Origin of the sequence: Microcoleus sp. PH2017_35_SFW_U_B (assembly GCF_020737865.1) — a bacterium.
Taxonomy (GTDB): Bacteria; Cyanobacteriota; Cyanobacteriia; order Cyanobacteriales; family Microcoleaceae; genus Microcoleus.
Genome location: NZ_JAEQDE010000085.1, coordinates 1 through 25559, shown reverse-complemented (window position 1 = coordinate 25559; position 25559 = coordinate 1). Strand labels below are relative to the sequence as shown.

Annotated in this window: 26 protein-coding genes; 16 read left to right on the top strand and 10 right to left on the bottom strand. The window is 44.7% G+C overall.

The genetic code is table 11. The annotated features are described in order from the left end of the window. Together JGK36_RS23365 and JGK36_RS23360 are read right to left on the bottom strand one after the other, a co-directional pair. A partial coding sequence (locus tag JGK36_RS23365) for an RNA-guided endonuclease TnpB family protein (protein WP_293198129.1) occupies positions 1 to 860 on the bottom strand: 860 nt, incomplete at its 3' end. Positions 861 to 929: 69 nt separating this feature from the next. Beyond that, positions 930 to 2702: a CHASE2 domain-containing protein gene (locus JGK36_RS23360; RefSeq protein WP_293192843.1), complete on the bottom strand. Its 1773-nt coding sequence runs from the start codon at positions 2700 to 2702 to the stop codon at positions 930 to 932. A 311-nt stretch (positions 2703 to 3013) separates the two neighbouring features. Between JGK36_RS23360 and JGK36_RS23355 the strand changes: the two genes are divergently transcribed. The 8 genes from JGK36_RS23355 to JGK36_RS23320 all read left to right on the top strand — a co-directional run bounded on the left by JGK36_RS23355 (position 3014) and on the right by JGK36_RS23320 (position 8761). Continuing rightward, positions 3014 to 3181 (top strand): DUF928 domain-containing protein, encoded by a 168-nt coding sequence (locus tag JGK36_RS23355; protein ID WP_293147650.1) that lies wholly within the window; start codon positions 3014 to 3016, stop codon positions 3179 to 3181. Beyond that, on the top strand, positions 3162 to 3305 hold the full coding sequence (locus JGK36_RS23350; protein WP_293147648.1) for a DUF928 domain-containing protein: 144 nt from the start codon (positions 3162 to 3164) through the stop codon (positions 3303 to 3305). Before JGK36_RS23355 ends, JGK36_RS23350 begins: the two co-directional genes overlap by 20 nt. 258 nt (positions 3306 to 3563) lie before the next feature. Then, positions 3564 to 4301: a DUF928 domain-containing protein gene (locus JGK36_RS23345; RefSeq protein ID WP_293192845.1), complete on the top strand. Its 738-nt coding sequence runs from the start codon at positions 3564 to 3566 to the stop codon at positions 4299 to 4301. 143 nt (positions 4302 to 4444) lie between these two features. After that, positions 4445 to 5179 carry a DUF928 domain-containing protein gene (locus JGK36_RS23340; protein ID WP_293192848.1) on the top strand — a complete coding sequence of 245 codons (735 nt, stop codon included), beginning with the start codon at positions 4445 to 4447 and terminating at the stop codon, positions 5177 to 5179. 142 nt (positions 5180 to 5321) lie between these two features. Continuing rightward, positions 5322 to 6062, top strand: coding sequence for a DUF928 domain-containing protein (locus tag JGK36_RS23335; protein ID WP_293198127.1), 741 nt, complete (start codon positions 5322 to 5324; stop codon positions 6060 to 6062). 47 nt (positions 6063 to 6109) lie between these two features. Continuing rightward, a complete protein-coding gene (locus JGK36_RS23330) occupies positions 6110 to 6904 on the top strand; it encodes an HAD family hydrolase (RefSeq protein ID WP_293198125.1) in 795 nt (264 codons plus the stop codon). A gap of 393 nt (positions 6905 to 7297) precedes the next feature. Next, complete coding sequence (locus JGK36_RS23325) at positions 7298 to 8515, top strand: DNA double-strand break repair nuclease NurA (protein WP_293198123.1); 1218 nt, start codon at positions 7298 to 7300, stop codon at positions 8513 to 8515. 27 nt (positions 8516 to 8542) lie between these two features. Next, complete coding sequence (locus JGK36_RS23320; RefSeq protein WP_293180155.1) at positions 8543 to 8761, top strand: hypothetical protein; 219 nt, start codon at positions 8543 to 8545, stop codon at positions 8759 to 8761. Positions 8762 to 8937: 176 nt separating this feature from the next. On the opposite strand, the gene JGK36_RS23315 is transcribed toward JGK36_RS23320, so the two are convergent. Further along, positions 8938 to 10983 carry an ABC transporter ATP-binding protein gene (locus tag JGK36_RS23315; RefSeq protein ID WP_293180152.1) on the bottom strand — a complete coding sequence of 682 codons (2046 nt, stop codon included), beginning with the start codon at positions 10981 to 10983 and terminating at the stop codon, positions 8938 to 8940. A 202-nt stretch (positions 10984 to 11185) separates the two neighbouring features. Between JGK36_RS23315 and JGK36_RS23310 the strand changes: the two genes are divergently transcribed. The 4 genes from JGK36_RS23310 to JGK36_RS23295 all read left to right on the top strand — a co-directional run bounded on the left by JGK36_RS23310 (position 11186) and on the right by JGK36_RS23295 (position 14789). Continuing rightward, entirely contained in the window at positions 11186 to 11719 is a 534-nt protein-coding gene (locus JGK36_RS23310) for a GNAT family N-acetyltransferase (RefSeq protein ID WP_293192851.1), read from the top strand. 31 nt (positions 11720 to 11750) lie between these two features. Next, a complete protein-coding gene (locus JGK36_RS23305) occupies positions 11751 to 11936 on the top strand; it encodes a GNAT family protein (RefSeq protein ID WP_363319739.1) in 186 nt (61 codons plus the stop codon). 6 nt (positions 11937 to 11942) lie between these two features. Then, entirely contained in the window at positions 11943 to 14045 is a 2103-nt protein-coding gene (locus JGK36_RS23300) for a VWA domain-containing protein (protein WP_293198121.1), read from the top strand. Between the two features lie 222 nt (positions 14046 to 14267). Beyond that, positions 14268 to 14789 (top strand): GNAT family N-acetyltransferase, encoded by a 522-nt coding sequence (locus tag JGK36_RS23295; protein WP_293198119.1) that lies wholly within the window; start codon positions 14268 to 14270, stop codon positions 14787 to 14789. Between the two features lie 159 nt (positions 14790 to 14948). On the opposite strand, the gene JGK36_RS23290 is transcribed toward JGK36_RS23295, so the two are convergent. Further along, entirely contained in the window at positions 14949 to 16268 is a 1320-nt protein-coding gene (locus JGK36_RS23290; protein WP_293198117.1) for a lipopolysaccharide assembly protein LapB, read from the bottom strand. Between the two features lie 33 nt (positions 16269 to 16301). On the opposite strand from JGK36_RS23290, the gene JGK36_RS23285 reads away from it, so the two are divergent. The 4 genes from JGK36_RS23285 (at position 16302) to hisC (ending at position 20713) form a co-directional block, all read left to right on the top strand. Continuing rightward, entirely contained in the window at positions 16302 to 17591 is a 1290-nt protein-coding gene (locus JGK36_RS23285) for an esterase-like activity of phytase family protein (protein WP_293180137.1), read from the top strand. A gap of 416 nt (positions 17592 to 18007) precedes the next feature. Next, positions 18008 to 18862 (top strand): alpha/beta hydrolase, encoded by an 855-nt coding sequence (locus JGK36_RS23280; protein WP_293198115.1) that lies wholly within the window; start codon positions 18008 to 18010, stop codon positions 18860 to 18862. Beyond that, on the top strand, positions 18859 to 19572 hold the full coding sequence (locus JGK36_RS23275) for a glycerophosphodiester phosphodiesterase family protein (protein ID WP_293180131.1): 714 nt from the start codon (positions 18859 to 18861) through the stop codon (positions 19570 to 19572). The genes JGK36_RS23280 and JGK36_RS23275 overlap by 4 nt, the downstream gene beginning before the upstream one ends. A 94-nt stretch (positions 19573 to 19666) precedes the next feature. Continuing rightward, positions 19667 to 20713, top strand: a complete 1047-nt coding sequence (gene hisC / locus JGK36_RS23270) for a histidinol-phosphate transaminase (RefSeq protein WP_293180128.1) — start codon at positions 19667 to 19669, stop codon at positions 20711 to 20713. Positions 20714 to 20817: 104 nt separating this feature from the next. On the opposite strand, the gene JGK36_RS23265 is transcribed toward hisC, so the two are convergent. The 6 genes from JGK36_RS23265 to JGK36_RS23240 form a co-directional block, all read right to left on the bottom strand. Beyond that, on the bottom strand, positions 20818 to 21285 hold the full coding sequence (locus JGK36_RS23265) for a type II toxin-antitoxin system VapC family toxin (RefSeq protein WP_293180125.1): 468 nt from the start codon (positions 21283 to 21285) through the stop codon (positions 20818 to 20820). After that, positions 21279 to 21575: an antitoxin family protein gene (locus JGK36_RS23260; RefSeq protein ID WP_293180122.1), complete on the bottom strand. Its 297-nt coding sequence runs from the start codon at positions 21573 to 21575 to the stop codon at positions 21279 to 21281. Before JGK36_RS23260 ends, JGK36_RS23265 begins: the two co-directional genes overlap by 7 nt. A 345-nt stretch (positions 21576 to 21920) precedes the next feature. Then, positions 21921 to 22721, bottom strand: coding sequence for a class I SAM-dependent methyltransferase (locus JGK36_RS23255; protein WP_293180119.1), 801 nt, complete (start codon positions 22719 to 22721; stop codon positions 21921 to 21923). A 138-nt stretch (positions 22722 to 22859) separates the two neighbouring features. Next, complete coding sequence (locus JGK36_RS23250; RefSeq protein ID WP_293180116.1) at positions 22860 to 24500, bottom strand: 2-isopropylmalate synthase; 1641 nt, start codon at positions 24498 to 24500, stop codon at positions 22860 to 22862. Between the two features lie 221 nt (positions 24501 to 24721). After that, on the bottom strand, positions 24722 to 25243 hold the full coding sequence (locus tag JGK36_RS23245; RefSeq protein WP_006633075.1) for an NYN domain-containing protein: 522 nt from the start codon (positions 25241 to 25243) through the stop codon (positions 24722 to 24724). Between the two features lie 128 nt (positions 25244 to 25371). Next, the coding region (locus JGK36_RS23240) for a hypothetical protein (protein ID WP_293180113.1) at positions 25372 to 25559 on the bottom strand (188 nt) is incomplete at its 5' end.

Sequence of the window (25559 nt, the reverse complement as noted above, 5' to 3'; positions counted from 1 at the left end):
TGTCGCCTGAATTCGTAAAAACCTAAGTCGGATATTGCCCCAGCCAGCTTGTGATTTGCCAGCATTCCGCTGACATTCAAGTCTTCAATCTTAATTCGCAAGAAAGTCTGGGCTAAGTAAGTCGTCAACTTGTGAAGGAAGTCTTTACGAATGCAGGCAATTTTTGCGTGAATTTGGCTGATTTTGTCGTAGGTTTTGCGTTGGTTGTTAGAACCTTTCACCTGCCTTGATGCTTGGCGCTGTAACCGTGCCAGCTTGGTTTTCGCTTGTTTTAGGGGTTTTGGTGCATCAAACACTTGATTGTTTGACAGGGTGGCGAAGGATTTGACACCTATGTCAATTCCTACAGAACTTTCTCTTTGTCGCATCGGTAAACGTTGGGCATCAACACAGAAAGAGACGAACCAGCGATTTCCTTCTTTTGAGAGCGTGAAAGTCTGAGAAACAAAACTGCATGAGAGTGGCTCGTGCAATCGGAATGTTCCCAGTGTGGGAATTTTAATAGTCCTGCCTGCACTTAACAAAACTTTGCCGTTTGACGAATCAACCGTGAATGATTGACCGTCACGGCGGCTGACAAATTTTGGATGACCGGCTTTCCCCAAACGATACCTCCCAAACGCATGACTCAAGTCAATCAAAGCGTTTTGGTAAACACGAGAAGACAACTGATTCATCCAAGTACATTCAGGTTGTTTCTTGACGTAGTTAGTGAGAACTTTCTTGATTTCGTTGATGACCTTTGAGTCGGAAAACTCACCTGCACCGTACATTTGGACTCGCAGGCTCAAACCCATGTTAAATACCACGCGCCGAAATCCTGCGTGTTTTGCCATCAAGGTCGCTTCTTGATTATTCAATTTGAGCGCTCGCTTGACGGCAAACATGGAACTGACTCTCAGCAATCAACTTTAGATAAGTTTAGCAAACTATTTGCCACTTAAGTCTTGCTCTTCGATCTTTTTGTCTGCGTTCCGGCGCTGCCGCATCTGCTTTGCCCTGGCTTGCAAATCGCTGAACCCCTCATCAGGTTGGGTTTCGCCAGAACTAGCACTCGCGCCAGGATCGATCGCGCTTTCTGTTTTTGAGTCGCTTTCCGATGCAGTCGCGGCGGCCCGCTGCTTCTGCTGTTTGGCTTTTAGCTGCAACTGAGCTAAGAATTCGTCTGCCTCGCTTTGGGCCTGGGGAAGAGCCGCAGCACCGAGCGTTATTTCTTGGGGATCCGACGGAGTTTTTTCAGAGGTATCTTTTTTGCTACTTTTGAGTTCATCTTTTTTGAGCTGCAATTCTTTAAAGAAATCTGATTCTACAATGTCTGCAACTTGTTGTTCTTTTTGGGCTTGGTCTATTTCGATTTTGAATACTTGTTTTACGCGATCGGTAATTGCTTTCCCGTATGCCGATTTATTAAATCTGTCTGCTGATACAATGCTGCCACCAGTTAGAATTAATGCTAAGGCTGGCGCTGCTACAGGCACCCACCCTCCCAACAGAAAAATCCCAAAACCGATCGCGCCACACCCCGACAGTATTGCTGCGAATGTCAGCGCCAGCTTCCATGGGTGAGCCATCCGCGATGCCATGGTTCCTCCCACAATTGACCATCCTGCAATCCACAGGATTTCTGCCCATTCCGGCCAAAACCAAAACATCGGTCTCTTGTCTAAAACAGCACTCAAAATTTGGCTAATTACTTGTGCGTGTACCACGATCCCCGGCATGAATTGGTTTTTTTGCTGCTGCCCACTGTAAGGAGTATAAAATACATCTTTAACGGTTTCTGTGGTGTAACCGATCAGCACTATTTTATCTTTAACTAAATTCGGACTGACTTTCCCTTGTAAAACATCGGTAATTGTGACTTTGTTTGCGACTTGGCTCCTGGAGTGATAATTAATTAGTATTTGATATCCCCTCGCATCGACATTGCTATATCCTCCGTCATTGCTTTTTAATTTTTTAAATTTGGTTTTTCCCAGCCATAAAGATTGATCTGCTGCCAGTCTGGGAAAAATTTTATACTTTTGCAGGTAGCGGAGTGATAGCTGGAGGTTGAAGGAAGTTAAAACTTGAGAATTGTCATTGCAAAGATGTTTTTCTACCGAATTATCGCCCTTAATTATCGGTGGTTTCATAAATAATAAAGCCCTGCGGAGTATGCCGCCCGGATCGATTCCAAAATCTGCAAATCCCACCCGGTTTGCTGACATTCCCGGAGGAGGGGGAGAACCGGGAGTGTCGGGGCCTCCGTCGGTGACTAAACATACCCCGATAATTCGATCGCTTTTTTGTAAAACTTTAGTTAATTCCTCACGCCCCTCTCCTAAAGGTACATCTCGCAGTACGTCTAAGCCGATGACTGTCGGCTGCATTTTTTCTAGTTTTTGTAATATTTCAGCTATTTTGCGATCGGATATCGGCCATTGCTTTAGTTTCTGAATATCTGCTTCGGTAATCCCCACAATTAGCAAGCGCGGGTCTGGCTTTTCGTCGGGACGCCATCTCAGCATTTGGTCGTAAGCGCTTAATTCTACTGGTTCCAGTATTCCTAGGTGTCTAGTCCCGACCAACGATAATGTTACTGCCGCGGTGGCAATTAATACAGAGCTAACAACTGTTAGTGATGGTTTATACAGTTGACTCAATTGAGCCGCTGCCGAACGAATTTTGTCAGATAGAAATTTGTTAGATATTTTAGTCATTGCCACAATATAAAATTTTGACTCGTTTCACCGAACAGCAGTTATGTTGCTTGTCGGCACCTACACGAGACTTCCTCCATCTTAGAACACCCGGAAACTCCGACCGATTTGTAACAAAACTTTACATTTCGCTACCAGCGAAATGTATATGGAATAACAGTCGCGACCTCGACCGCTGGATTTACCGTCCCCAGAATCCAGTTGCAGCTCCAATTAATTAATGTTATTGATTTGTCAAGGTTCAAATTCTGTATCTGCGGTGTGAGACTAGCTTCTCAAAAATATTGGTCGCCAGCAGGGAGAAAAAATTTATGTACCAAAAAACATTTAAAGTTGATGAATCCGGGATTGTTGAAATTAGCATTCTCGCTACGGGGGACAGCAACAAATCACTAGAAGTTGGCAAGCGTTACGTGCGATCGTTTTCGATGATTTGCGAACCAGACGCTCGATCGGCAGATGGCAGATACAGTTGTTAAAGGGTTCGTACAGCGCATCGCACCCCAGCCAACTCTCAATAGCGATTTGGCAAATCCCGACCCGATGACGTGGCTCGAAGTTTATGCTAAAAATGAGATTTGGTACGAAACTCTCGCTACTTGAACCCAAATGCGGCGACAGACACCGAGATATGCGAGACCCAGAGCCAAGTAGACCTAATTGTTTCAGTCCCAAGGACTGGAATCAGTGGTAGGTCAATCGCTGGTTGAGTCTCTTTAAAAATCGCTATTTATTGAACTTTTTTCCTTCTTTTGATGGCGATGCGAACAATCAAAACTTGACCGGATCGCGCCCGGGCTGAGAACTCCAGACTAACAGTAGAGACGCGATCTATAATATATCTATAAGGTTGGTGAAAAAATGAAACGTTTTCTACATTTTACTGCACTCGCGATCGCTGTATGTGCGATCGCACTTAGTGTCCCCAGTTTCCTGCCACCGATGCAGGCAGTGCCTGCACCAATGCTGCTGAGTCAGAATGTTAAATTTAAACCTCCCGATGTAGACGCCCCCGACAACAGGCAATCGGCGACGCATCGAGGGAATGCTTGTCCGCAGGATTTATCTATTGTTCCTTTAATACCTAAAAGCAATGATGGTTTAACCATAGCAGAATCGCCAACATTCTTGGCCTATGTTTCTCACCCTTCGACTCAAGTGGAGTTTACATTGCAAGCTGACGATGGAAAAGGAATCGATGCTTATAAAACGACTTTCAAAGTTGACAAACCGGGGATAATAGAAGTCAGTATTCCCAACAAAGGGGAGGGCAAAAAAACTCTGGAGGTTAACCAGCGGTATCAGTGGTCGTTTTCCGTGGCTTGCAATGACGATCCGTCGGGAAATTATTTTGTTAAAGGGTTTGTGAAGCGCATTGAACCCGAGGAAACTCTCAAGAAAAATTTGGCAAATCCTGACCCTATGGCTAGGGCTATCGCTTATGCTGAAAATAATATTTGGTACGATACAATTGGTACTCTAGCCCAAATGCGGCGAGGATCACCCAATGATGCGAGTCTGAGGGCCGAGTGGAAGCAATTGTTGCAGTCCCAAAAACTCGAATCAGTTGCCGATCAACCGCTAGGTCAGTCTTTTTAAGCCTCCCTATTTCTCAAGGCTTTCTTTTGTCCTTCTTCTGAGGCTGTGAAGATTGACAAATTAAACCGATCGCCCGCTGCGATTCTTACTCCTAGTCTGGAGTAAAAATCCGAACCCTGATTTTATTCTATCTGGTGAAAAAAATGAAACGTTTTCTACATTTTACTGCACTGGCGATCGCTGTATTGGCGATCGCAATTACTGTCCCCAGCTTGTTTTCACCGATGCAGGCTGTCCCTGCACCAACTCCCCTGGGTCAGAATGTTAATTTCACACCCCCAGAGGTCACAGCCCCCGAGAACCGCCAAGGGGGAGCGCATCGAGGCTGTCAGTTGCAGGATGGTTTATCGATTACTCCCTTAATACCTGAAAGCAATATTGGCTTAACCCTCACAGAGTCGCCAACATTTTTTGTCTATGTTTCTCAACCGGCGGCTCAAGTAGAGTTTGTTTTGCTAAACGAAGATGAATCCGAAGTAGTCTACGAATCTAGTTTAAAAGTTGACAAAGCTGGAATTGTGGGAGTTAGCCTTTCTGACAAAGGTAAGACAAAAAATATTGAGGTTGGTAAGCGATATGTCTGGTCGTTTGCACTGGCTTGCGATCCTCAGGAACGATCGGGAGATTATATTATTAAAGGATGGATGCAGCGAGTTGAACCGCAAGGAACTCTCAAGAGCGCTTTGGCAAATCCCGACCCGAGGGCGAAGCTGATCGCTTATGCTAAAAATGGCATTTGGTACGAGACTCTGGCGACTTTAGCCCAAATGCGTAGTGTCGCACCCGATGATGCGCGGCTGAAGACTGAGTGGACGCAATTGTTGAAGTCCCAAAAACTCGAAGCAGTCGCCGATAAACCCCTAGTTCAGCCTCTTTAAGCGTCCCGATTTCTCAAGGCTTAATTTGTCCTTCTTATGAGAATCTGAAGATTGACAAATTAAGCCGATCGCCCGCTGCGATTCAAACTCCTAGGGATGAGTAAAAATGGCACCCCCAACCTTCCTGCTATCTGGTTAAAAAATGAAACGTTTTGTACGTGGGGTTGCACTGGCGATCGCCGTATTTGCGATCGCACTTACTCTCCCCAGTTTACTGCCACCGATGCAGGCACTGCCTGCACAAATTCTCCTGAGTCAGAATATTAATTTCAAACCTCCAGATGTTACAGCACCCAATAGTAGAGTAGCAGGGACTCATCGAAGCGGAGGTTGTGTGAAGGATGTATCTATTATTCCTTTAATACCTAAAAGCAATATTGGTTTAACCGTAGCAGAAATGCCAACATTTTTGGCTGACATTTCTTCTGCTGCGACTCAAGAAATCGAGTTTGCTTTACAAACTTACGATGGCAAAAATAACGAGGTTTACCAAACTACTTTCAAGGTTGACAAACCAGGGATAGTTGAGATCAATATTCCTAAAAAAGGCGATGGCCAAACATCTCTTCAACTTAACCAGCCCTATCAGTGGTCGTTGTCAGTGCCTTGCAATCAAGATTATTCCGAGGATTATCTGGTGACAGGATTTGTGCAGCGTATTGAACCACAGCCAACTCTTAAGGAAACTTTGGCAAATCCCGATCGGATGGCCTTGGCGATCGCCTATGCTAAAAATGGGATTTGGTACGATACTATTTCTACCCTAGCCCAAATGCGGCGACAAGCTCCTGACGATCCGATGCTGAAAGCAGAGTGGACGCAATTGTTGAACTCCCAAAAACTAGAATCGATTGCCTATAAACCGCTAGTTCAGTCTTTTTAATCGAGACTATTTAGCCAAATCTAAAATCTAAAATCTAAACTCGCTTGATGACTAATAACTCTCCAACAATTCTCGCCCTTGATTTTGACGGTGTAATTTGTGACGGACTAATCGAATATTTCCAAACCGCTTGGCGTACCTACTGCCAAATCTGGCAACCAGTCGAAATAGTCCCCGATGCAGATTTAGCTTTGAGTTTTTACCGAGTGCGGCCAGCCATCGAAACCGGTTGGGAAATGCCCCTGCTGATTCGCGCACTGCTGACAGGAATTACCGAAGAGCAAATTTTGCTAGACTGGCCAAACATTGTCCCGCAGTTATTGACCGAAAATAATTTAAAAGCCCAGTCTGTCGGCGCAATGTTAGACGGACTGCGCGATAATTGGATTGCTGAGGATTTAGCTGGGTGGCTGTCTTTGCACCGCTTTTATCCAGGAGTAGCCGATCGCCTGCACTCGTTACAGGATAGTTCGGTCAAAGTCGCGATCGTCACCACCAAGGAAGGCCGTTTTGTGCGGGAACTCTTGCAGCTAGCGGGCGTACAAATGCCGTCGGAGTTAATTTTTGGCAAGGAATACAACAAGCCGAAACACCAAATATTGCGGGAATTTTTGGCAGCTTCTGGCAAAGATACGACTATTTGGTTTGTGGAAGATCGGTTAAAAACTTTGGTCTCGGTGAAGCAGCAGCCGGATTTATCTCAGGTGAGGTTGTTTTTGGCTGACTGGGGTTACAATACTTTGACAGAACGGGAATCTGTGGCTCAAAATCCACCTGTTCAATTGCTTTCTCTGTCGCAGTTTGCCGGAGATTTTGTCGATTGGCTGCCTGACGAATGTTGATCTTAGACTTGTTGGGAGGGAGATTTTTTTTCGCTTAGCAGAGTCAAAAAAAATCCCCAAATTTTACACTTTTTTTGTTGACTTTTGCGGCGCTGGTATGGTATTTTTATATAATGGGATGGTTGCAAAAATAATATTTTTAAACATATTCCCATTATGATATAAATATAACAGGAATTCCCCAAAAAATCAAGCATACCGACAAAAAAAATCGATTTTTTTTTGTCGGTGACTGTAATAAAATAGGTTCGTAGTGAGGACTTTAGTCCTTATTTTCCAGGTTCGTAGTGAGGACTTTAGTCCTTCTTTCCAGGTTCGTAGTGAGGACTTTAGTCCTTCTTTTCCCGAGGACTTGCATTCCGAACGATCGCACCAATCTGAGACTTAAAACCAATGCTAGATTTAACTAAAGCAGCCAAAGCAATGCAGGGAATGAGCCAGCATTTGAATGTGGAGGCTTTGGCGGCTCGCCAGCGTTTGCAAGTGGCTCAGAATTTGCTGGAACAGGCGGCAGTGGGACAAGAAAAATTGGTAGAATTGCAAGAGAGTTGGAGCGATCGCACTTTATTCAATGCAGCCACGCCGATCGAGCCATTGTCCGATCGCACCTACATCACCGCACCGCCCGCCGCCCACACAGTCTTCGCCACAGACGGATCGCAAATTTCGCCCAGCCATCACGAAATCGCCTACTGCTACCTGATCAACGTCGGTACAGTCATGCTGCACTACGGGCAAAGCCGCCACCCAGTATTAGACAGCGTGCCCGAAGTTTTCTACAAACCCGAAGACTTGTATGCTTCGCGCCAGTGGGGAATTAGAACCGAAGAGTGGATGGGATACCGGCGCGCCGTTTCCGAAGCCATCGCCCTCGCGGAAATGGGCTGCAATTGGGCAAAATTTAACGACAATCAACTACCCGCGCCAACTTTGGCAATGGTAGATGGTTCCCTGATTTACTGGTTTTTGGAACAATTACCTAGCGAAGCGCGCGATCGAATTTTGCAACCAATTTTAGAAGCTTGGGACAAATTGCGCGTAGCAAAAATTCCCCTATTAGGATACTTGAGCGCTTCTCGCAGCACCGAAAGCTTATCTTTTTTGCGGTTTCAAGCTTGCACCCACGAAGTACCAGACTGCATGACAAACTGCCCCAACGTCGGATTTTCTGCCACCAGTGCTTTCGATGAAAAAGCACCTTGTCAAGAATTTGAACCCCTACGAGATTCCGTCTTGTGGGCCACAATCCTGCTACCCGGACAAAGAAGCCCGTTGTGGAAATCCCACTCTCGAATTTTAGATTTGTACGGCCTTAATCCCATCTATTTTTGTTACGTTCATGTTGGCACAGAAATTGCTAGAATAGAAGTTCCCGAATGGGTAGCACAAGATAATACAGAGCTAGATTTAGCCTTAGGAATGATGCTAGCTCAAGTACACAAAGGCGGCGGCTATCCCGTGACGCTAGCAGAAGCCCACAACCAAGCAGTAGTCACCGGAGGCGATCGAAGTAGCTTTTTTGCTTTGTTAGAGCAGCAAATGATTAAAGCAGGTTTAAAAAATGTCGGTATTTCTAATAAGGAAACCCGGAAGCGCGGTAGTATTGCTTGAATTAAAAATAAGAGTTAAAAATGTTATATGCCAATAGAGTTAATTATCTTAATTGCTTCCTTACTTGTTTCTTGGCTGGTATTTAATTGGGCTTTTAAAGTATTGAAAGCCAGCGTTGGTACAGCGATTGCTCTAGCAGCAATTGTGCTGGCGATGCAGTTATTGTTTGGTATCGGGCCAAATCAACTTTTTCAACACATCACTCACCTGCCACAAACCCTTGGGAAAATAATTTTTGGCAGGTAATCCGATTTTAGATTTCAGATTTTAGATTTCAGATTTGTTCTCTCATCTAAAATCTAAAACCGCAAATCTGCCGACTTTAGGAAAAATATTCCTTTCTCCTTACTTCCTTCTGTCAACTGTCAACTGTCAACTGTCAACTGTCAACTGTCAACTGTCAACCGTCAACCGTCAACTGTCTAACTTCCGAGCATTTGCAGCTTGTACAAACTAGCATACAAACCTTCTTGTTGCAACAACTCTTCGTGGCTGCCAGACTCTACTAACTGCCCGCGTTTGAGCACCAAAATGCGATCGACATTTCGGATAGTCGAGAGCCTGTGAGCAATGATTATAGCCGTTCTGTCCGCCATCAAACGCTCCAGAGCCTCTTGAATCAAAGCTTCCGTTCCCACATCCAAACTAGCAGTCGCCTCGTCGAGCACTAAAATACTGGGGTTGCGAATGGCGGCGCGAGCAAACGCTAACAACTGCTTTTGTCCCCCCGAAAGATTCGTTCCCCTTTCCCGCAATTGCGTGTCATAACCTTGAGGTAATTCTTCAATTAAACGAGCAACATTCGTCTTTTCTGCTGCTGCTCGAATCTCCTCCATCGAGTAACTTTCGCCAAGGCTAATATTGCTCTTCACATCGCCAGCAAATAGAAAGCCATCTTGAATAATAACACCTACGTGTCTCCGCAATTCTGCTTGAGGTAAATCGCGAATATCTATACCATCGATCAGAATCCGTCCTCGGGTGGGCTCGTAAAGGCGGCACAAGAGACGGATGATCGAACTTTTGCCTGCACCAGTAGGGCCAACTAATGCTACTTTTTCGCCGGATTTGATGGTAAAATTGAGGTCTTGCAGAACATATTCGTTTTCTTTGTAAGCAAACCACACATTGTCAAATTGGATTTCTCCGGATGCAGCTTGCTTTGATTGGGCATGAGCAACTAGGGATTTTTGATTGTTAGCTGATAGGCGATATTCAGAAGTTACAGGAGTTTGATTACTTTCTACCAATTCTGGCTCATTTGAAGATAAATTATAAGCAAGTGCCTCTGGATGACCGGCCATCAGCAACGGCGAATAATATTCCCTTCTTCCTGCTTCCCTCTTCCCTCTTCCTTCTTGCTTCTTCCCTCTTCCTTCTTCCTTCTTCCATTTTCCTTCTTCCTTCGCCCCGCTAATTGGATCTTTAATTTCGATCGGTTCGTTGAGAATATCGCTAATCCGTTCGACTGCGGTAAATCCTGCTTGAATAGCCGTAAATTTCTCGGCAAATTGCCGCAGCGGATCGAAGAGACGCTGAGCAAATAAAATGAATGCAGACAGAGTACCAAAGTTAATTGTACCTTGCAGAAGGCTTTGACCGCCCATCCACAAAACGGCTGCAATCGCCACTAAAGCAATCCATTCTAATGTTGCAGATACGGCTGAGTCGTAAAAGATAGTTTTATCAACTGCTTTAATGTAGCATTTATTGGTAACGTTAAACAATTCTGAGTTGAATCTTTCCCGGCGGAATAGCTGCACTACGCCAATACCCGTCAGGTTTTCTTGCAGTTGGGCGTTGAGATCGGAAAGTTCTTCTCTGGTGGTGTAATTTGCTATGCGAAATTGGTTCTGAAAATAAATGATTATGGCGGCAATTGGGATCATCATTAATACCAACATTAAAGCTAGTTGCCATTGCATGGTAAACATGAAAATGGCAATTACTAATATTGAAAATAAATCGCTGACAATCCCGATCGCCCCTGAGGAAAAAACCTCTCCCAAAGCTTCCACGTCACTGGTGAGGCGCGTCATCAATCTGCCTACTGGAGTGCGATCGAAAAATCGCACCGCTAGCGAGGTGACGTGTACAAACAAATCATTTCTAATATCAGTAGTAATAATTTGCCCTACTTTTGTGACTAAATATCCTTGAACTGATTGCAGTCCCAATCTAAATGTTATAGTTAGCATCAGCAAGACTGCCAAAACATTTAATGCAGTAGATAAAGGCAATCCCTGTAAAAATTGATAGGTAGGTTCTGCTCGAATTACCGAAATTGCCTGTCCGATCAGAATCGGTTGAATTGCTCCTGAGACTGCTAGCGGTACTAATAGTGCGATCGAAATAATCAGCAAGCGTTTGCTGCGGGTTGCGTAAGATGCCAACCTCAGGAATAACCGCCAGTCTGTATCGCGGCGGGGTTGGTTTTCGGTGTCTGCTACTGGTGAGGAAATGGTCATTCGATTTTAGATTTTAGATTTTAGATTTTAGATTGCAGAAGCGAGCCTGCTGGTAAATTAGGGGGCTTTTGCTCAGGATAGTGAGCTTTTTTGCTCCGCAGCTTGTAGCGCGGGTGGGCGCTGGAAGTTCGATCGGTCTTTAAGCAGAAAACCTGTAGAATATATCCAAGCAATAATTGTAGCAAATACAGTCAGTTAAATCATGGAATCTTCTACAGCTACAGTAAATTCTTTGTCCCGACAGATAGAAACACCTAGATTGTATCTGAGACAATTTACTCCAGACGATTTAGATGAGCTGTACCGCATCTACAGCGATGCGGAAGTGATGAAGTATCTGAGCGAAGGCGTCAGAAATAAAGAAGAAACAGCAGCAGATTTATTTCAGATAATCGGAGATTGGGAAAAACATGGTTTCGGTTTGTGGGCTGTTGTCAATAAACAAAATAACCAATTGATCGGCGACGGGGGGCTGAGATTTTTAGGCAAAACACCTGAAGTAGAAGTCGGTTACGTGTTAGCAAAAGCATACTGGGGGAAAGGTTTAGCATCGGAAGTTGCAGCGGCGACGCTCAAGTATGGATTTGAAGTATTGAAACTAGACAAAGTTGTTGCAGTTGCAGATACCGAAAACAGATCCTCGCGGCGGGTAATGGAAAAAGTGGGGATGAAATACCAGCATATTTTTGACGATTGCGGTCGCGATCGAGTATATTATGCGATCGCAAGACTCTAATATTTTACCTCAAACGAAACCCAACTAAAATATTTTTAGCCAGACAAAATTTGAAATATTAAAGTTGGAGAGAATAGTTGCGATCGCCCGCCCCCAAAATATCGCCTCCCAGCGGGTGATGCAGAAAGTTGGTTTCAAATATGAAAACAACGCTCGTTATTATGAAACTGATGTAGTATGTTATTCAATATCGCGATCGCAATATTCTCAGGAGTAAAAATCTATGCGTAAACTTTTGTTGCAAATAGTGGTGCTAAGTCCAGTAATTTTAACTTTTTGCTGGATGAATCCTAAAAGTGCGATCGCCCTGGAAGTCGATCGCCAAACCAACGCACCAACTCCCACAAATGTCTCTCAATCGGCTGACATTGCACCGAGTAGCTGGGCTTTTCAGGCACTACTATCCTTAGCAAAACGCTACAGTTGCCCGATTGTCGCCCCAGTTGGTACTACTTTAGGCGATCGACCTTTAAAACGCTCTGAGTTTGCGGTAAGTTTAAATAGTTGTTTGGTAAACGTCGATCGGGCGATCGCAGCAGGTACGCCAAAAGTCGGCCCAGAAGATTTAGCCATAGTCCAACGTTTACAGACTGAATTCGCCCCTGAATTAGCGACGCTGCGGGGTAGAGTTGACGCATTAGAAGCTCGTAGTGGTGAATTGGAACAAAATCGAAATCCCCCCCTTTCAGAACCCAATTCTGTACCTTTACCAGCGCCTTCTCCCCAAACAGCCCCTCAGCGAGTGAGACTTAACCTTGACAATCGCGCTCCTAACAATCTTACAGGACAAGATTTATTAAGAACTAGAAATTTTGGCGGCATTAATCAGCCAGTAACTCCACTACCATCACCTACAACCACAGCCTTGCCCGCCCAAACCCAACAATTCGATCGCGAAGGATACAACCGCATTTACGATAACCCCTATCAGCGGGCTAGCAACAACCCGCTTTCCACATTTGGCATCGATGTCGATACAGCATCCTACAGCAATGTCCGACGCTTTATCAACAGCGGCGTGATGCCGCCCAAAGATGCAGTGCGCCTCGAAGAACTAATTAATTACTTTACCTACGACTATCCGCAGCCAAAGGGCGATCGACCTTTTTCAATTAATACAGAAGTCGCCAATGCTCCCTGGAATCCCCAACACAAATTAGTCCACATTGGCTTGCAAGGAAAAAGCATTTCCACCAAAAATTTACCGCCGAACAATCTCGTATTTCTGATCGATGTTTCCGGTTCCATGAATTCGCCCGACAAATTGCCGTTAGTCAAAGCATCTTTGAAATATCTCGTCAGCGAATTGCGAGCCAAAGATAGCGTCACTATTGTAGTCTATGCCGGAGCCGCCGGGTTAGTCTTGCCTCCAACACCGGGCAACCAAAAAGAAAAGATATTAGATAGCATTGACAAGCTAGAAGCAGGTGGTTCTACCGCAGGCGGAGCAGGCATTCAACTAGCCTACAAAGTTGCTAAAGACAACTTTATTAAACAAGGAAACAACCGCGTTATTCTGGCAACGGACGGCGATTTTAATGTTGGCGTTTCCAGCGATGGCGAACTCGTGCGGATGATTGAAGAAAAACGAGAACAAGGAGTCTTTCTGAGCGTCTTGGGATTTGGTACTGGCAATTTGCAAGATGCAAAAATGGAACAGCTAGCCGATAAAGGTAATGGCAATTATGCTTATATCGACAGTTTGTTGGAAGCCAAAAAAGTGCTAGTCACTCAAATGGGAGGCACGCTATTTACCATCGCCAAAGATGTGAAAATTCAAGTAGAGTTCAATCCAGCTAAAGTTCAAGCTTACCGTTTAGTTGGTTACGAAAATAGAGTTTTGCAAAATCAAGACTTTAACGATGACAAAAAAGATGCAGGTGAATTAGGTGCGGGACATTCGGTAACGGCAATTTACGAAATTATTCCGGTTGGTGTCGCCAGCGATGTCAAATTGCCGGAGGTCGATCCATTAAAATATCAACCGAATCCAGCCACTGCTTCTACCTCTCAAACTGATGAATTGATGCAGGTAAAGTTGCGTTACAAAAACCCCAATGAGACAGTGAGTCAGTTAATTACGCAGTCAGTAATCGACAAACCTGTGAAACTAGAAAATGCCTCTGCTAACTTCAGATTTGCTGCTGCTGTAGCTGCTTTCGGGATGGTTTTGAGAGATTCTGAGTACAAGGGAGCAGCTAATTTCGATCAAGTATTGAGACTGGCAAGTCAGGCGAAAGGTGAAGACAAGGAAGGCTATCGGGCAGAGTTCATTCGTTTAGTTGAAAACTGCAAAACGCTAGTAGCAAAGATAGGAGTAAAGTAGTTTTGTAGGGTGTGAGTTACCTTGCTTTTACCCATCTATTTGTTACAAGCCTCGGGTGCATCTCACTTTATGCAAATATATTCGTAGGGGCGAAGCATTTCGGCAATAAATCTCTGGTTATGACTAACAAATTGTTTGCCGAAATGCTTCGCCCTTGCACTCATAGAGATGAACTCCCAGGATATGCCTTCAATTTTCCTGCTAGAATAGTGATTGTCCATCATGCAACAAATAGAAACGGCCAGATTGTATCTGAGACAATTTACGCCAGACGACTTAGACGATCTGTACCGCATCTACAGCGATGCGGAAACAATGAAATACTTGACAGGAGTTAGAACTAGAGAAGCAACAGAAAGCGCCATTCATGCTATGCTCCAACGTTGGGAACAAAATAACTTCGGAATGTGGGCTGTAGTACATAAAATAGATTGTAAAATGATTGGCCGCTGCGGACTTGCTTTTCTGGACAAAACACCGGAAGTGGAACTTGGTTATGCGTTTGATAAAGTTTATTGGAATCAAGGATTGGCGACAGAAGCATCTTTTGCTAGTCTAAACTATGGATTTAACATATTAAAGTTGGAGAGAATAGTTGCGATCGCCCGCCCGGAAAATATCGCCTCCCAGCGGGTGATACAGAAAGTTGGCATGAAATATGAAAAAAATGCTCGTTATTACGAAATTGATGTATTGTATTATTCTATTTTTCGAGAAACTTACAAGTCCGCAGTATCTTCGTAGGAAGAATCTGATTTTTGTAAAAAGCATTTTTCTTTGAGTGCTGTCCTGCTCGCGTATTGTACAATACGCGATCGGGGACAGCACTATAAATACCAAACTGAGATGTTCCCTAAATTACTCGCATCACAATCACAAATTAGCATTATTGTCTGCGGACAACTACGAAGTCCGTTGCAATTGCTTGTTAACCTTAATAATCTTCTTGTCAAAATACTCTTTTCTGTGTCCCAATCTTTTAGCCACTTCCAACCCCTTCTGATAAGCTTCCAATGCTTTCTTGTAATCCTTCATTTCCTGATAAACTTGACCGAGATTGTCGTAAGCACTCATCAATCCGTACCAATTGTAAGCCCGTTCTTCCAACAACAACTGCATTTGATAGATTCGCACAGTCGGTTCTAGCTGTTTTTGCGATCGATAAAGCAGTGCTAATTTATCCAAAGCTTCGCTAGCTTGGGCGTACTGTTGAATGGGGACGGCTAAATTGTAGGCTTCCTGATAGTATTGAGCTGCTAAGTTGATTTGACCTATAGTTTGGTAATCGGTGCCGATCGCAATTTTGAGCGGTGGTATCGCAGCCGGGTTTTGCAGGTTGACATACACAGATGCTAGTTTTTCCCGGGCTGCGATCGCCTTTAGGGGCTGTTTCGACTGTTGGTAAACGTAGGCTAACTGTCTCAGAGTATCCACCTCAGTCGGAGGAGTTACAGGCTGTGGTGGCGCGCCATTTCCCGCCGTTACAGCAGAATTTGGTACAGCAGCATTAGCAGCAAATACAGCACGGTTTTCCTGAATTAAAGTTGCCAATTCCTCATACACGGGAGCCGCTTTATCGTAACTCAGCCAATTGATGTGAACAAGTGCGATCGCCTTTAAAGTCTGACCCTGAGCCAATATATCTTGATTTTGGCGCGCATTTTCGAGGATTTGTTGGTAAACTTCTACGATCGGGCCTTTAGCGCGCACCTGCCCAAAAGCCGCAGCCAAAACCGGAAGCAACTCAGTATTTACCGGCACTTGCGATTTAACTTGTTTGTGAATTGCTTGCAGCCGTTTAGTAATAAGCTGAAGTTCCAGGTTTTTATTGCTACTCCAAGCCACACTTCCCACCCGACTCAAAGCAGCAATTTCCGCCGCCGGGCCAAGATATCGGCGCAGTCGCAATTCTCGAAACCAAATATCAAAAGCACCAGCCCCATCTCCAGCTTGCAGTTTAGCCGCTGCTTCTAAGCTTAGCTTTTCCAAAGCTGCACTCAGATCCTCCCGCTGAGTGCTACTCAAAGATTCAGTAGCGGGTTTTAGGGGATCGGGTGTGGTAAGTTCTAGAGGATTAGGAGAAAATTGATCGAGGGGTGGTGGATTAGTTTGGGCGCTAGCAATTGAACCAGTACACAGCCAGAAAAGCAAGCACCCAATTGGCAAAGAATTTCTCATTCTTAAAATTTGGTTGCCACCATTCGGCAGCCCTGCACGAAACATCAAGTTTTGCATACTTACAAAACGGTATAAATTATGTCACAAAGATGGCACACAAGCCAACTGTTCAACAATAGCAACAAAATAAAACTTACCGCACTGAGCAATTATTGGAATTTACAGGCTTTGGGCGATCCTCTTCGTTGGCGTAGCCCCCGTAGGGGCGGGCTTCGCCAACGCATTTTGCGCCTATTCAGTTTAGCTCTAATTTTCCTAACTGTATGCACAGCTTGCGCGGCCCCTCCCGCCGTTGCTAGAGATCGCTCTTTTCCTGAAATATCCCTAGGCTTTTTGGGCGAGTACCAATTGCCAAAAATCAACTTTGAAGGATCGCCAGTCGGCGGTTTATCAGGCATCACCTACGACGCCAAAGGTATTAGTGGTGTTACTTCCAAGGCTTATCGTTTTTACGCCCTTTCCGACGACAAAAGCGAAAACGGAGAAGCCAGATTTTACAGTCTCCGACTCGATCTTAAATCCAGCGATCCAGCCAATATTAGCCTCGAAAAAGTTTCTGTTGAAGGCGTTACATCCCTCAAAAAAGCAGACGGTGAAACCTTCCTTTGGGGTTCCATCAATCCCGAAGGTATCGCCCTGTCTCCACGGAATTCAGTATTTGTCGCCAGCGAAGCCAGCCCTCCTTTTGTCGGAGAATTTGACCTCACTACCGGGAAATTGCGAGGAAATTTGCCAATTCCCAAGCGTTACATCCCCGATACCAACGATGAACAACAACAGCAAGGAGTCCAGAAAAGTTTAGGTTTTGAATCCTTGAGTATCGACCCAGAAACCTTTAGTCCGGGCGGTTTAGATCCGTTTAGGTTGTTTGCAGCGACAGCAGCGCCGTTAATTCAAGATTTAGACCCAGAACAGGCAAGCAAACTCCGTCTTTTACATTATATCATCGTCGATAAAACTCCGCAATTAGTCTCGGAAAATCTTTACCAGCTAGACGAAGTTCCGATGACTGTTTTGAACGGATTAACAGAATTGGTAACGATTGGTGGAGGTCAATTTTTGAGTTTAGAGCGTTCCTTTGGGATATCGGGATACGGTGCTAAAATTTATCAAGTAGCTGTTGGGGCGGCGACAGATACTTCTAGAATCGAAAGTTTTAAGGGGCAACTAGGAATGGTTGAACCTGTGAGGAAAAAGTTACTATTAGACTTGAATGAACTCGGAATTCCGCTGTACAATTTAGAGGGAATGACTCTCGGCCCGCGTTTGCCAGATGGTAGCCAAAGTGTGGTTTTGGTGAGCGATGATAATTTTGAGGAAGCTCAGAAAACTCAGTTTATTTTGTTGAGTTTAAAAGGTAAAATTTAGGATGATGTTTGGTGTCAGAATATTATGTCCGGTCAATGAGTCACAATCAAAAGGTTCGTAGTGAGGACTTTAGTCCTCGGATGAATGCGGACTAAAGTCCTCACTACGAACCTATTTTAATTATGGGGTTTTTGTTCGGATATGAGATCGCGTAATGGATGCGGACTAAAGTCCTCACTACGAACCTATTTTAATTATGGGGTTTCTTTTTAGATATGATATCGCGTTTGGGTGCATCTGTGCACGAGCAAATATTTGTGTAGGGGCGAAGCATGACCGCAGTCAATATGATATGATAACTAATAACTTATATGCGGTCATGCTTCGCCCTCTTCAAAAACCAGATGCACCCTCGCGTTTTGTCTCCGTTAAATTCCTGAAATTAGTCAAAAAATGGGTTTTTCAACTTATTCTATATGCCTGCACGCCACAGTTTAAAATTACCAGATATCGAACTTTCTTATCTAGAATGGAACTCACAAACAGGGACAGAAAAAGTTCCGCGTTTGCTACTGTTGCACGGTTTAGCAGATAGTGGGTGTGTCTGGACGAGCTTGGGCAATTACTTGTCGAACCGCTATCATATTGTAGCGCCAGATATGCGCGGCCACGGAGAGAGTGACAAACCGGAAACCGGCTATACTTTTGCAAGGGCGATCGCAGATTTGGAAGCTTTGATGGCACACCTCAACTGGCAAAATGCCCACATTGTCGGACATTCTTGGACGGGAAAACTAACATTAATTTGGGCGCGGCAAAATGGCGATCGCATTTCGAGTATGATTTTAGTAGACCCAATCTTCATCAGCAAACTGCCCGCTGTGATGAAACTCAGTCTACCAATAGTTTACCGCAAATTAGACTGTCTCAAATGTATGGGCCCGTTTGCAACTTTAGCCCAAGCCGAAGCAGCCGCCAAACAATCGGGAGAATACGCAGGTTGGAGTGAAGTGCAACAAATGATCTTCCAAAACCAAATCGAACAAAAATTAGATGGAAGTTGGGGAAGTAAATTTGTGATTCCCGCCAGAAATCAGATATTTACCGAAGTGATGGAAGTTGCCGGTTTAACGGAAAATATTGATATTCCTACTTTGTTTGTACAGCCGGAAACAGGCGTAAATCGCATGGATTGGCAAATGCAGCCCTACAAAACATACTTGCAAAATCTGACAATTGTCAAAGTACCGGGGAATCACTGGTGTTTTTTGACTCAACCGGATACTTTTAATCAAACCGTGGCAGATTTTTTAGAGGGCGCAACACTGTGAATTTAGAAATTATTGCACATCGGGGATTTTCGGCGATCGCCCCTGAGAACACTTTAGCAGCATTTTCCAGGGCGATCGCCCGCAAAGCCGATTCGATCGAGTTTGACATCCAGCTATCGGCTGACGGTGTGCCCGTGGTTTTCCACGACGCCACGCTGGATAGAATCACCGGAGTTTCTGGTAAAGTCAGGGAAACAAACCTGTCAGACTTGCAGAAACTCAATGCTGGTAAATGGTTCAGCGATGAATTTTCACGGGAAAAAATCCCCACCTTCAAAGAAGCCTTAGCTATCCTCAAGAATGTTGACAAATTTCTCTATTTTGATGTCAAGCCTCACTGCGAATGGTCGGATACAGAAGTTGCGGAGTTTGTCAATACTTTGCACCGTGCAGGAATTCAAGAAAAATGCGTTATTACCTCGTTTAGCGAGAAATTTCTCGGACAAGTGCGGCGGCTAAATGGCGATTTGGCGATCGGACACATCGTTGCTAATCTAGAAGCATATAAAACTCAATTGTCTCAAGCTGTCGCCCATCGCGATAACTTGATTACCAGCCTGTATCGTGTTTTATTGGAAAACCCCGCACTAATTCCAGAAACCCGCAATCAAGGAGTTGACATTGTAGCGTGGACGGTGGACGATCGCGCACATATGCAAAAGTTAATTGATTTGGGTGTAACTCGGATTGTCACTAATTGTTTGATATAATTTGTATCACTTGATATCTTGCACCACGATCGAGAACGGGCAAGATGCCCGTTCCACAAAACTCATTGCCTGTTCCACAAAACTCAATTAATAGATGAATTATTTTCGCCAAAGCATCCACGAAATGTCCGGTTACGTACCGGGAGAACAGCCACCGCTAGGCACAAAAATTATTAAACTAAATTCTAATGAAAATCCCTATCCGCCTTCTCCCAAAGCCTTAAAAGTGCTTCAAGAAATAGACCCAGAAATGCTGCGGCGCTATCCAGATCCAACTGGCAAAATTTTTCGCATCGCCGCTAGTAAAGCTTTGGGGGTTCCTGACGATTGGATTTTGGTAGGTAACGGCAGCGATGATTTATTAAACTTGATAGTTCGTGCTGTGGGCGAAGCTGGCAAACCCGTTGTTTGTCCCTCACCTACCTATGTATTGTACCGCACGCTGGCAGAAATTCAGGATGCAGAATTTGTCGAAGTTGCCTATCCAGACGACTACAAATTACCCGTCGATTTGCTAATAGCAGCTAAAGGTTCTGTGACATTTGTAGCTTCGCCAAATAGTCCCTCGGGAACAGCGATATCTGTGGCAGATTTGGAGAAACTTGCTCAAGAATTATCTGGCATTCTGGTCATCGATGAAGCTTATGTAGATTTTGCCGAAAACAATGCTTTGGAGTTGACAAAAAACTACAGTAATGTTATAGTTTTGAGAACGCTTTCCAAAGGTTATTCGCTAGCAGGATTGAGATTGGGTTTTGCGATCGCAAATCCGGCACTGTTGGCTGAATTAAATAAAATCAAAGACAGCTACAATGTTGATGCTATAGCCTATGCGGTGGCGGCGAGTGCGATCGCAGATTCAGACCACAAAACAGCCAACGCCGACAAAATCAAGGCTTCCAGAGCAAAACTAGCCGTTAGTTTCCAGGACTTAGGCTTTGAAGTTTGGCGATCGCAAACCAACTTTTTGTTGGTCAGGCCGCCCAACGGCGATGCAAAAAGAATTTATCAAACACTCAAAGAACGGGGAATATTGATTCGATACTTCAATCAGCCGCGATTGGACGATAAATTGCGAATTAGTATAGGTACAGAAGAACAGAATCAAATATTACTTAAAACCTTGAAAGAAATCCTCTAGATAACCAGGTTTGTAATGAGGACTTCAGTCCGCATCAGGTTCGTAGTGAGGACTTCAGTCCGCATCTATCGGAGGACTCGCATTCCTCACTACCAACCGTTTGATTATGGATAATTATTAGGATTGTCGATCGCCAATCCGGCAGACTGAGCAATATTCAGCAGTCTGTTGTCAGCCGAAACAAAAATTACTTGAGTGTCTGGGATTGATGTTAAAACAGATTGAACCCGCAAAGCAGCCGCCAATTGCACAGCATCATAAGCCCGCAGTGGATATTGAACAATCAGTTCACCCGCCCTTTCAGCCAGTGCCTCATCAACTTCAATAACTCTATAGCGACTATTAAATTCCGATCTAAAATTTTGAATAAGTGCAGCAACTTCCGCAGCATTTATACCACCTTCACGCTGTCTGCGGGCAAAAGCACTCAGAACTTCCACCCAGGTGATTCGCACCAGTAGCAGTGAGTTACCTGTCTGGGAATCCGTGAGAGTCTTGATCCAAGGGCTGCCAATTTCAACCACATATCTTTTGATGAGGGCGCTGCTATCCAAAAAATAAATGTTTACCACGGGCCGCGATCCTCGATAATCATTTCAGACAGAGGCTTTCCCGGTTTTGCGCCTAATTTTTGAGCCAATTCATAGACATCATCATCAGTTACAGCCTCGAAATTCTGGGGAGTGTTAGGTAATGGAGTCACGAATCCTCGATCGACTAAAAACTGGATTGCCAATTCTGCCTGCTTTTTGGGATCGTCAGGCCAGAGTTGAATCCGCACAGTTGCCCCATCTTGGAAAGACACCGAACTCAGGGGACGAAAAACCCCGTTTTCGTAGACAGCAGTAATAGTTTCTGGCATAATTAGCCTCTAAATTAAATGCTTAGACTTATTGTACTTCTTTTATAGCTTGAAGTAGGGTGCGTCAGCTACGATTATTTTTGCTACAAATAAACAATCTCAAAACTGACGCACCCGATCGCCAATGGTGCGTCAGAATCATACTTTCGGTGGTGATTTATCATCTCAAAACTGACGCACCCTACCACTAAAATCATCTTATACCAGTTTTTTATGAGGCTGCATAGAATTCCGATCCCCCCTAGCCCCCCTGGTTGTAGGGTGGGACAGGAAGCGCTCAAAGTCCCCCTTCTTAAGGGGGATTTAGGGGGATCGAGATATATGCAACTTCACATTAAATTGGTATTACTTCGTGGCCACCACAGCCAAATTCCAAGCCAACCGCTTCATCAAAGGCAACTTCTTCAAAAACCCATCCAACCCTTCCAAACGAGAATATTCCGGCTTCAATCTCTCTTGTTCGATAATAATCTTCTTCCAATAACGCTCATCATTCGGATGCACTTTTTCGATTAAATAAAAGCGCAAAAAGATCCACAACGATGTCAACCAAAACGTATCGTAAGCCGTCTCCGAAAACAAAGACTTGACAAGTTTGACAATATTAATGTCCAAAGGAGTTTCATCCTCAGTCCGCACCTCGGTCGCCATTCTGCGGTAAACATTAATCACCGGATTGTGCTTCATCGGGTCCCAAAAACAAGCTTTGCCGCCCGGTTTCAGGACGCGGTACATTTCGCGAATCGCTTTTTCTGGTTCCGGCAAATGGTGCAACAAATTGGAAGCGTAAACAATATCAAAACTGTTGTCTGGGAAATCCAGCGCCATGGCATTCACCGTACAACCTTCGATTGTTACGCCATTTATCTCTGCCAATTTCATGGCCACTTCCACCATGCCCTCAGAATAATCAGCCGCCACACAATGTGCACCTTTCTTCGCAAAATAAATGCTATTTTCTCCGGCGCCACAGCCTAAATCCAAGAGGCGTTTACCCGTGACATCGCCCATGTGCTGGACGATGAATCTATTTTCTGGGGCGGTGCAAGCTTCAAAGTAATCGTTGACACGGATGCCGTCAACATCGATTGTGGATGCCCAAGCATCGTGGAATTGTCGCTCTTTTTTTAAAGTTTCGTCTTGCATTTTTTTAATGTTTGTTGTTGGTAAAAAAAAATGAAACCGCAGATGAACGCGGATTAACGCAGATTTATTGAGATTTATCTGCTTCGATGGGCGTTCGCCTGCGGTGTATTTTAGCAAGGATGGCTGAGAATCAATTTATCAGCGCTGTGCTTCGGCGACAACTTGATTTGCGATCGCAGTTGGCTGTTCGGAGGATTTTTCAGGATTAGGCTGCAATGACACGTACAGCCGATTTAAGGCGCTGATGTATGCTTCGGCGGAGGCGACGATGATGTCAGTATTGGCTGAGTGTCCAGAAAATACTTTCCCTTCGTGGCGCAAGCGAATTGTTACTTCGCCGATCGCATCTATGCCCGCTGTTACCGATTGTACAGAAAACTCGATCAACTCGTTTGGTACGTTTACCACGCGGTTAATCGCCCTGTAAATCGCATCTACAGGGCCGGTGCCGATCGCAGCATCGGTCAATTCTTCGCCCGCCGGATTCCGCACAGTAACCGTGGCTGTCGGCCGCGATTTGTCCCCGCAGGAAACCTGTACCAATTCTAACCGGAAAAGTTCGGGAGCTTGGTGGACTTCGTTATTGGCGATCGCCTCCAAATCCCAATCGGTAATCTCTTTTTTCTTGTCGGCTAAATCTTTAAACTTGACAAAAGCCTTATTTAGCTCATCATCTGCCATTTCAAAACCCAACTCTTTCAACCGAGTTTGAAATGCGTGGCGGCCGGATAATTTGCCCAAGATAATTTGATTTTCCGTTAAGCCGATCGACTCAGCGTCCATAATCTCGTATGTCAGCTTATTTTTCAGCACCCCGTCTTGGTGAATTCCCGACTCGTGGGCGAAAGCATTTGCTCCCACAATCGCCTTATTTGGCTGCACCAACATCCCAGTCAAATTGGAAACCAAGCGCGAAGTTTTGTAGATTTGGCGCGAGTCAATATTGGTCAGCGGTTCGTCAGAATCCGCAGGCCGTCCCAAGAATGGATTAAAATATTGGCGTCGCACGTAAAGCGCCATTACCAACTCTTCCAGCGCCGCATTTCCCGCCCGTTCCCCAATCCCGTTAATCGTGCATTCCAACTGTCTGGCGCCATTTTTTACAGCTTCCAAAAAGTTAGCAACCGCCAATCCTAAGTCATTGTGACCGTGAACCGAGATGATTGCCCGATCGATATTCGGCACATTTTCCTTAATTCCCCGAATCAAATCCCCATACTCGCTGGGAGTTGTGTAGCCCACAGTATCGGGAATATTCACAGTAGTCGCCCCGGCCTCGATCGCCCTTTCTAGAACCTGATACAAAAATTCGCGATCGGAACGACAAGCATCCTCCGGCGAAAACTCCACATCATCCACAAAAGACTTAGCATAATCCACCATTTCCGGCACAATTTCCAGAACCTCAGCCCGCGTCTTTTTCAGCTTATATTCCAAGTGAATATCAGACGTAGCCAGAAACGTATGAATTCGCGAATTTACCGCTGGTTTAATCGCCTCGGCTGCTGTTTTAATATCCGGCTTGCGCGCCCTTGCCAAACCGCAAATTGTCGGCCCATCTTCCGTCCCAACAGTCCGAGCTATTTTTTGGACAGCCTCAAAATCTCCCGTGCTAGTGAAAGGGAAACCTGCTTCAATCACATCCACGCCCAATCGCGCTAACTGACGGGCAATAGTTAGCTTTTCGTCCCCATTCAAAGATGCCCCCGGAGATTGTTCTCCGTCCCGCAAAGTCGTATCAAAAATAATAATCCGGTCTTGACTTGGTTGAGTTTTCATAGCTCTAAAAAAGTGTTGTCCTGATTTTTACTTGTCCCCTATTCTGGGCAATTAGTGCCAGTCACCAGTCTGGTGTTTCGCGCCCATAACGAATAATTAATAATCAATAACCCATAACGCCTGACTAATGACTGATGACCAATAACTAATGATTAATGAAATCGGACTGGTTCGGGTGTCAACTGTCAACTGTCAACTGTCAACTGTCAACTGTCAACTGACTAATAATCCATTTTCTCAATATGTTCCCGAATTTCATTTAGGTCTATATACCTATCAGTAGCATTTCGCAATTCTCTAGCAATCATTCCTTCGGTAGATACCACAGTAATGTGAGTATTTTTCGATCGCAATAGCTCGATCGCCCTCTCAAAATCCCCATCCCCGCTAAATAGCACAACTTGGTCGTACTGATCCACCGTATTAAACATATCAACCACAATTTCTATGTCTAAATTAGCCTTTTGAGAATATCGGCCCGAAGCATCATCGTAATATTCCTTAAGAATCTTAGTGCGAACCGTGTAACCCAGACTGATCAAAGCATCTCGAAATCCCCTTTGATCTTGGGGGTCTTTCAAACCCGTATACCAGAAAGCATTGATCAAGATGACATTTGGCTGCGAAGTTTTGAAATATTCGAGCACCCTGCGTGGATCAAAAAACCAGCCGTTCTTTTGTTGAGCGTAGAACATATTGTTCCCGTCCACAAAAATAGAAAGGCGGTTCATTAAGTTTGTCATAGAACTTAGACCTAATAATTGTAGAAAGAAGTTAATCTAAATATCACATTTTAGCAATATGGAGCTAACTGAGGCAATAGATTAAACTTCAGAAAACTCCATCCCCCCAGTATTTCATATTTTTGCCTCTACCGCCAGAGGGCTCTTTTAGGGGTGCTTGGATTCGATCGACCAACCTTCAAAAACCCGACTCTCAGTAACTCGGTAGAGGCTGTGGTTTGAACCTCCCCAGGGCTAAAGCGACGGGGATTCGGGCCCACCCAAAAGGGCGACAGTGGGACATTCAAATATCCCTCTAGACCCTCAAGCTTGTGGC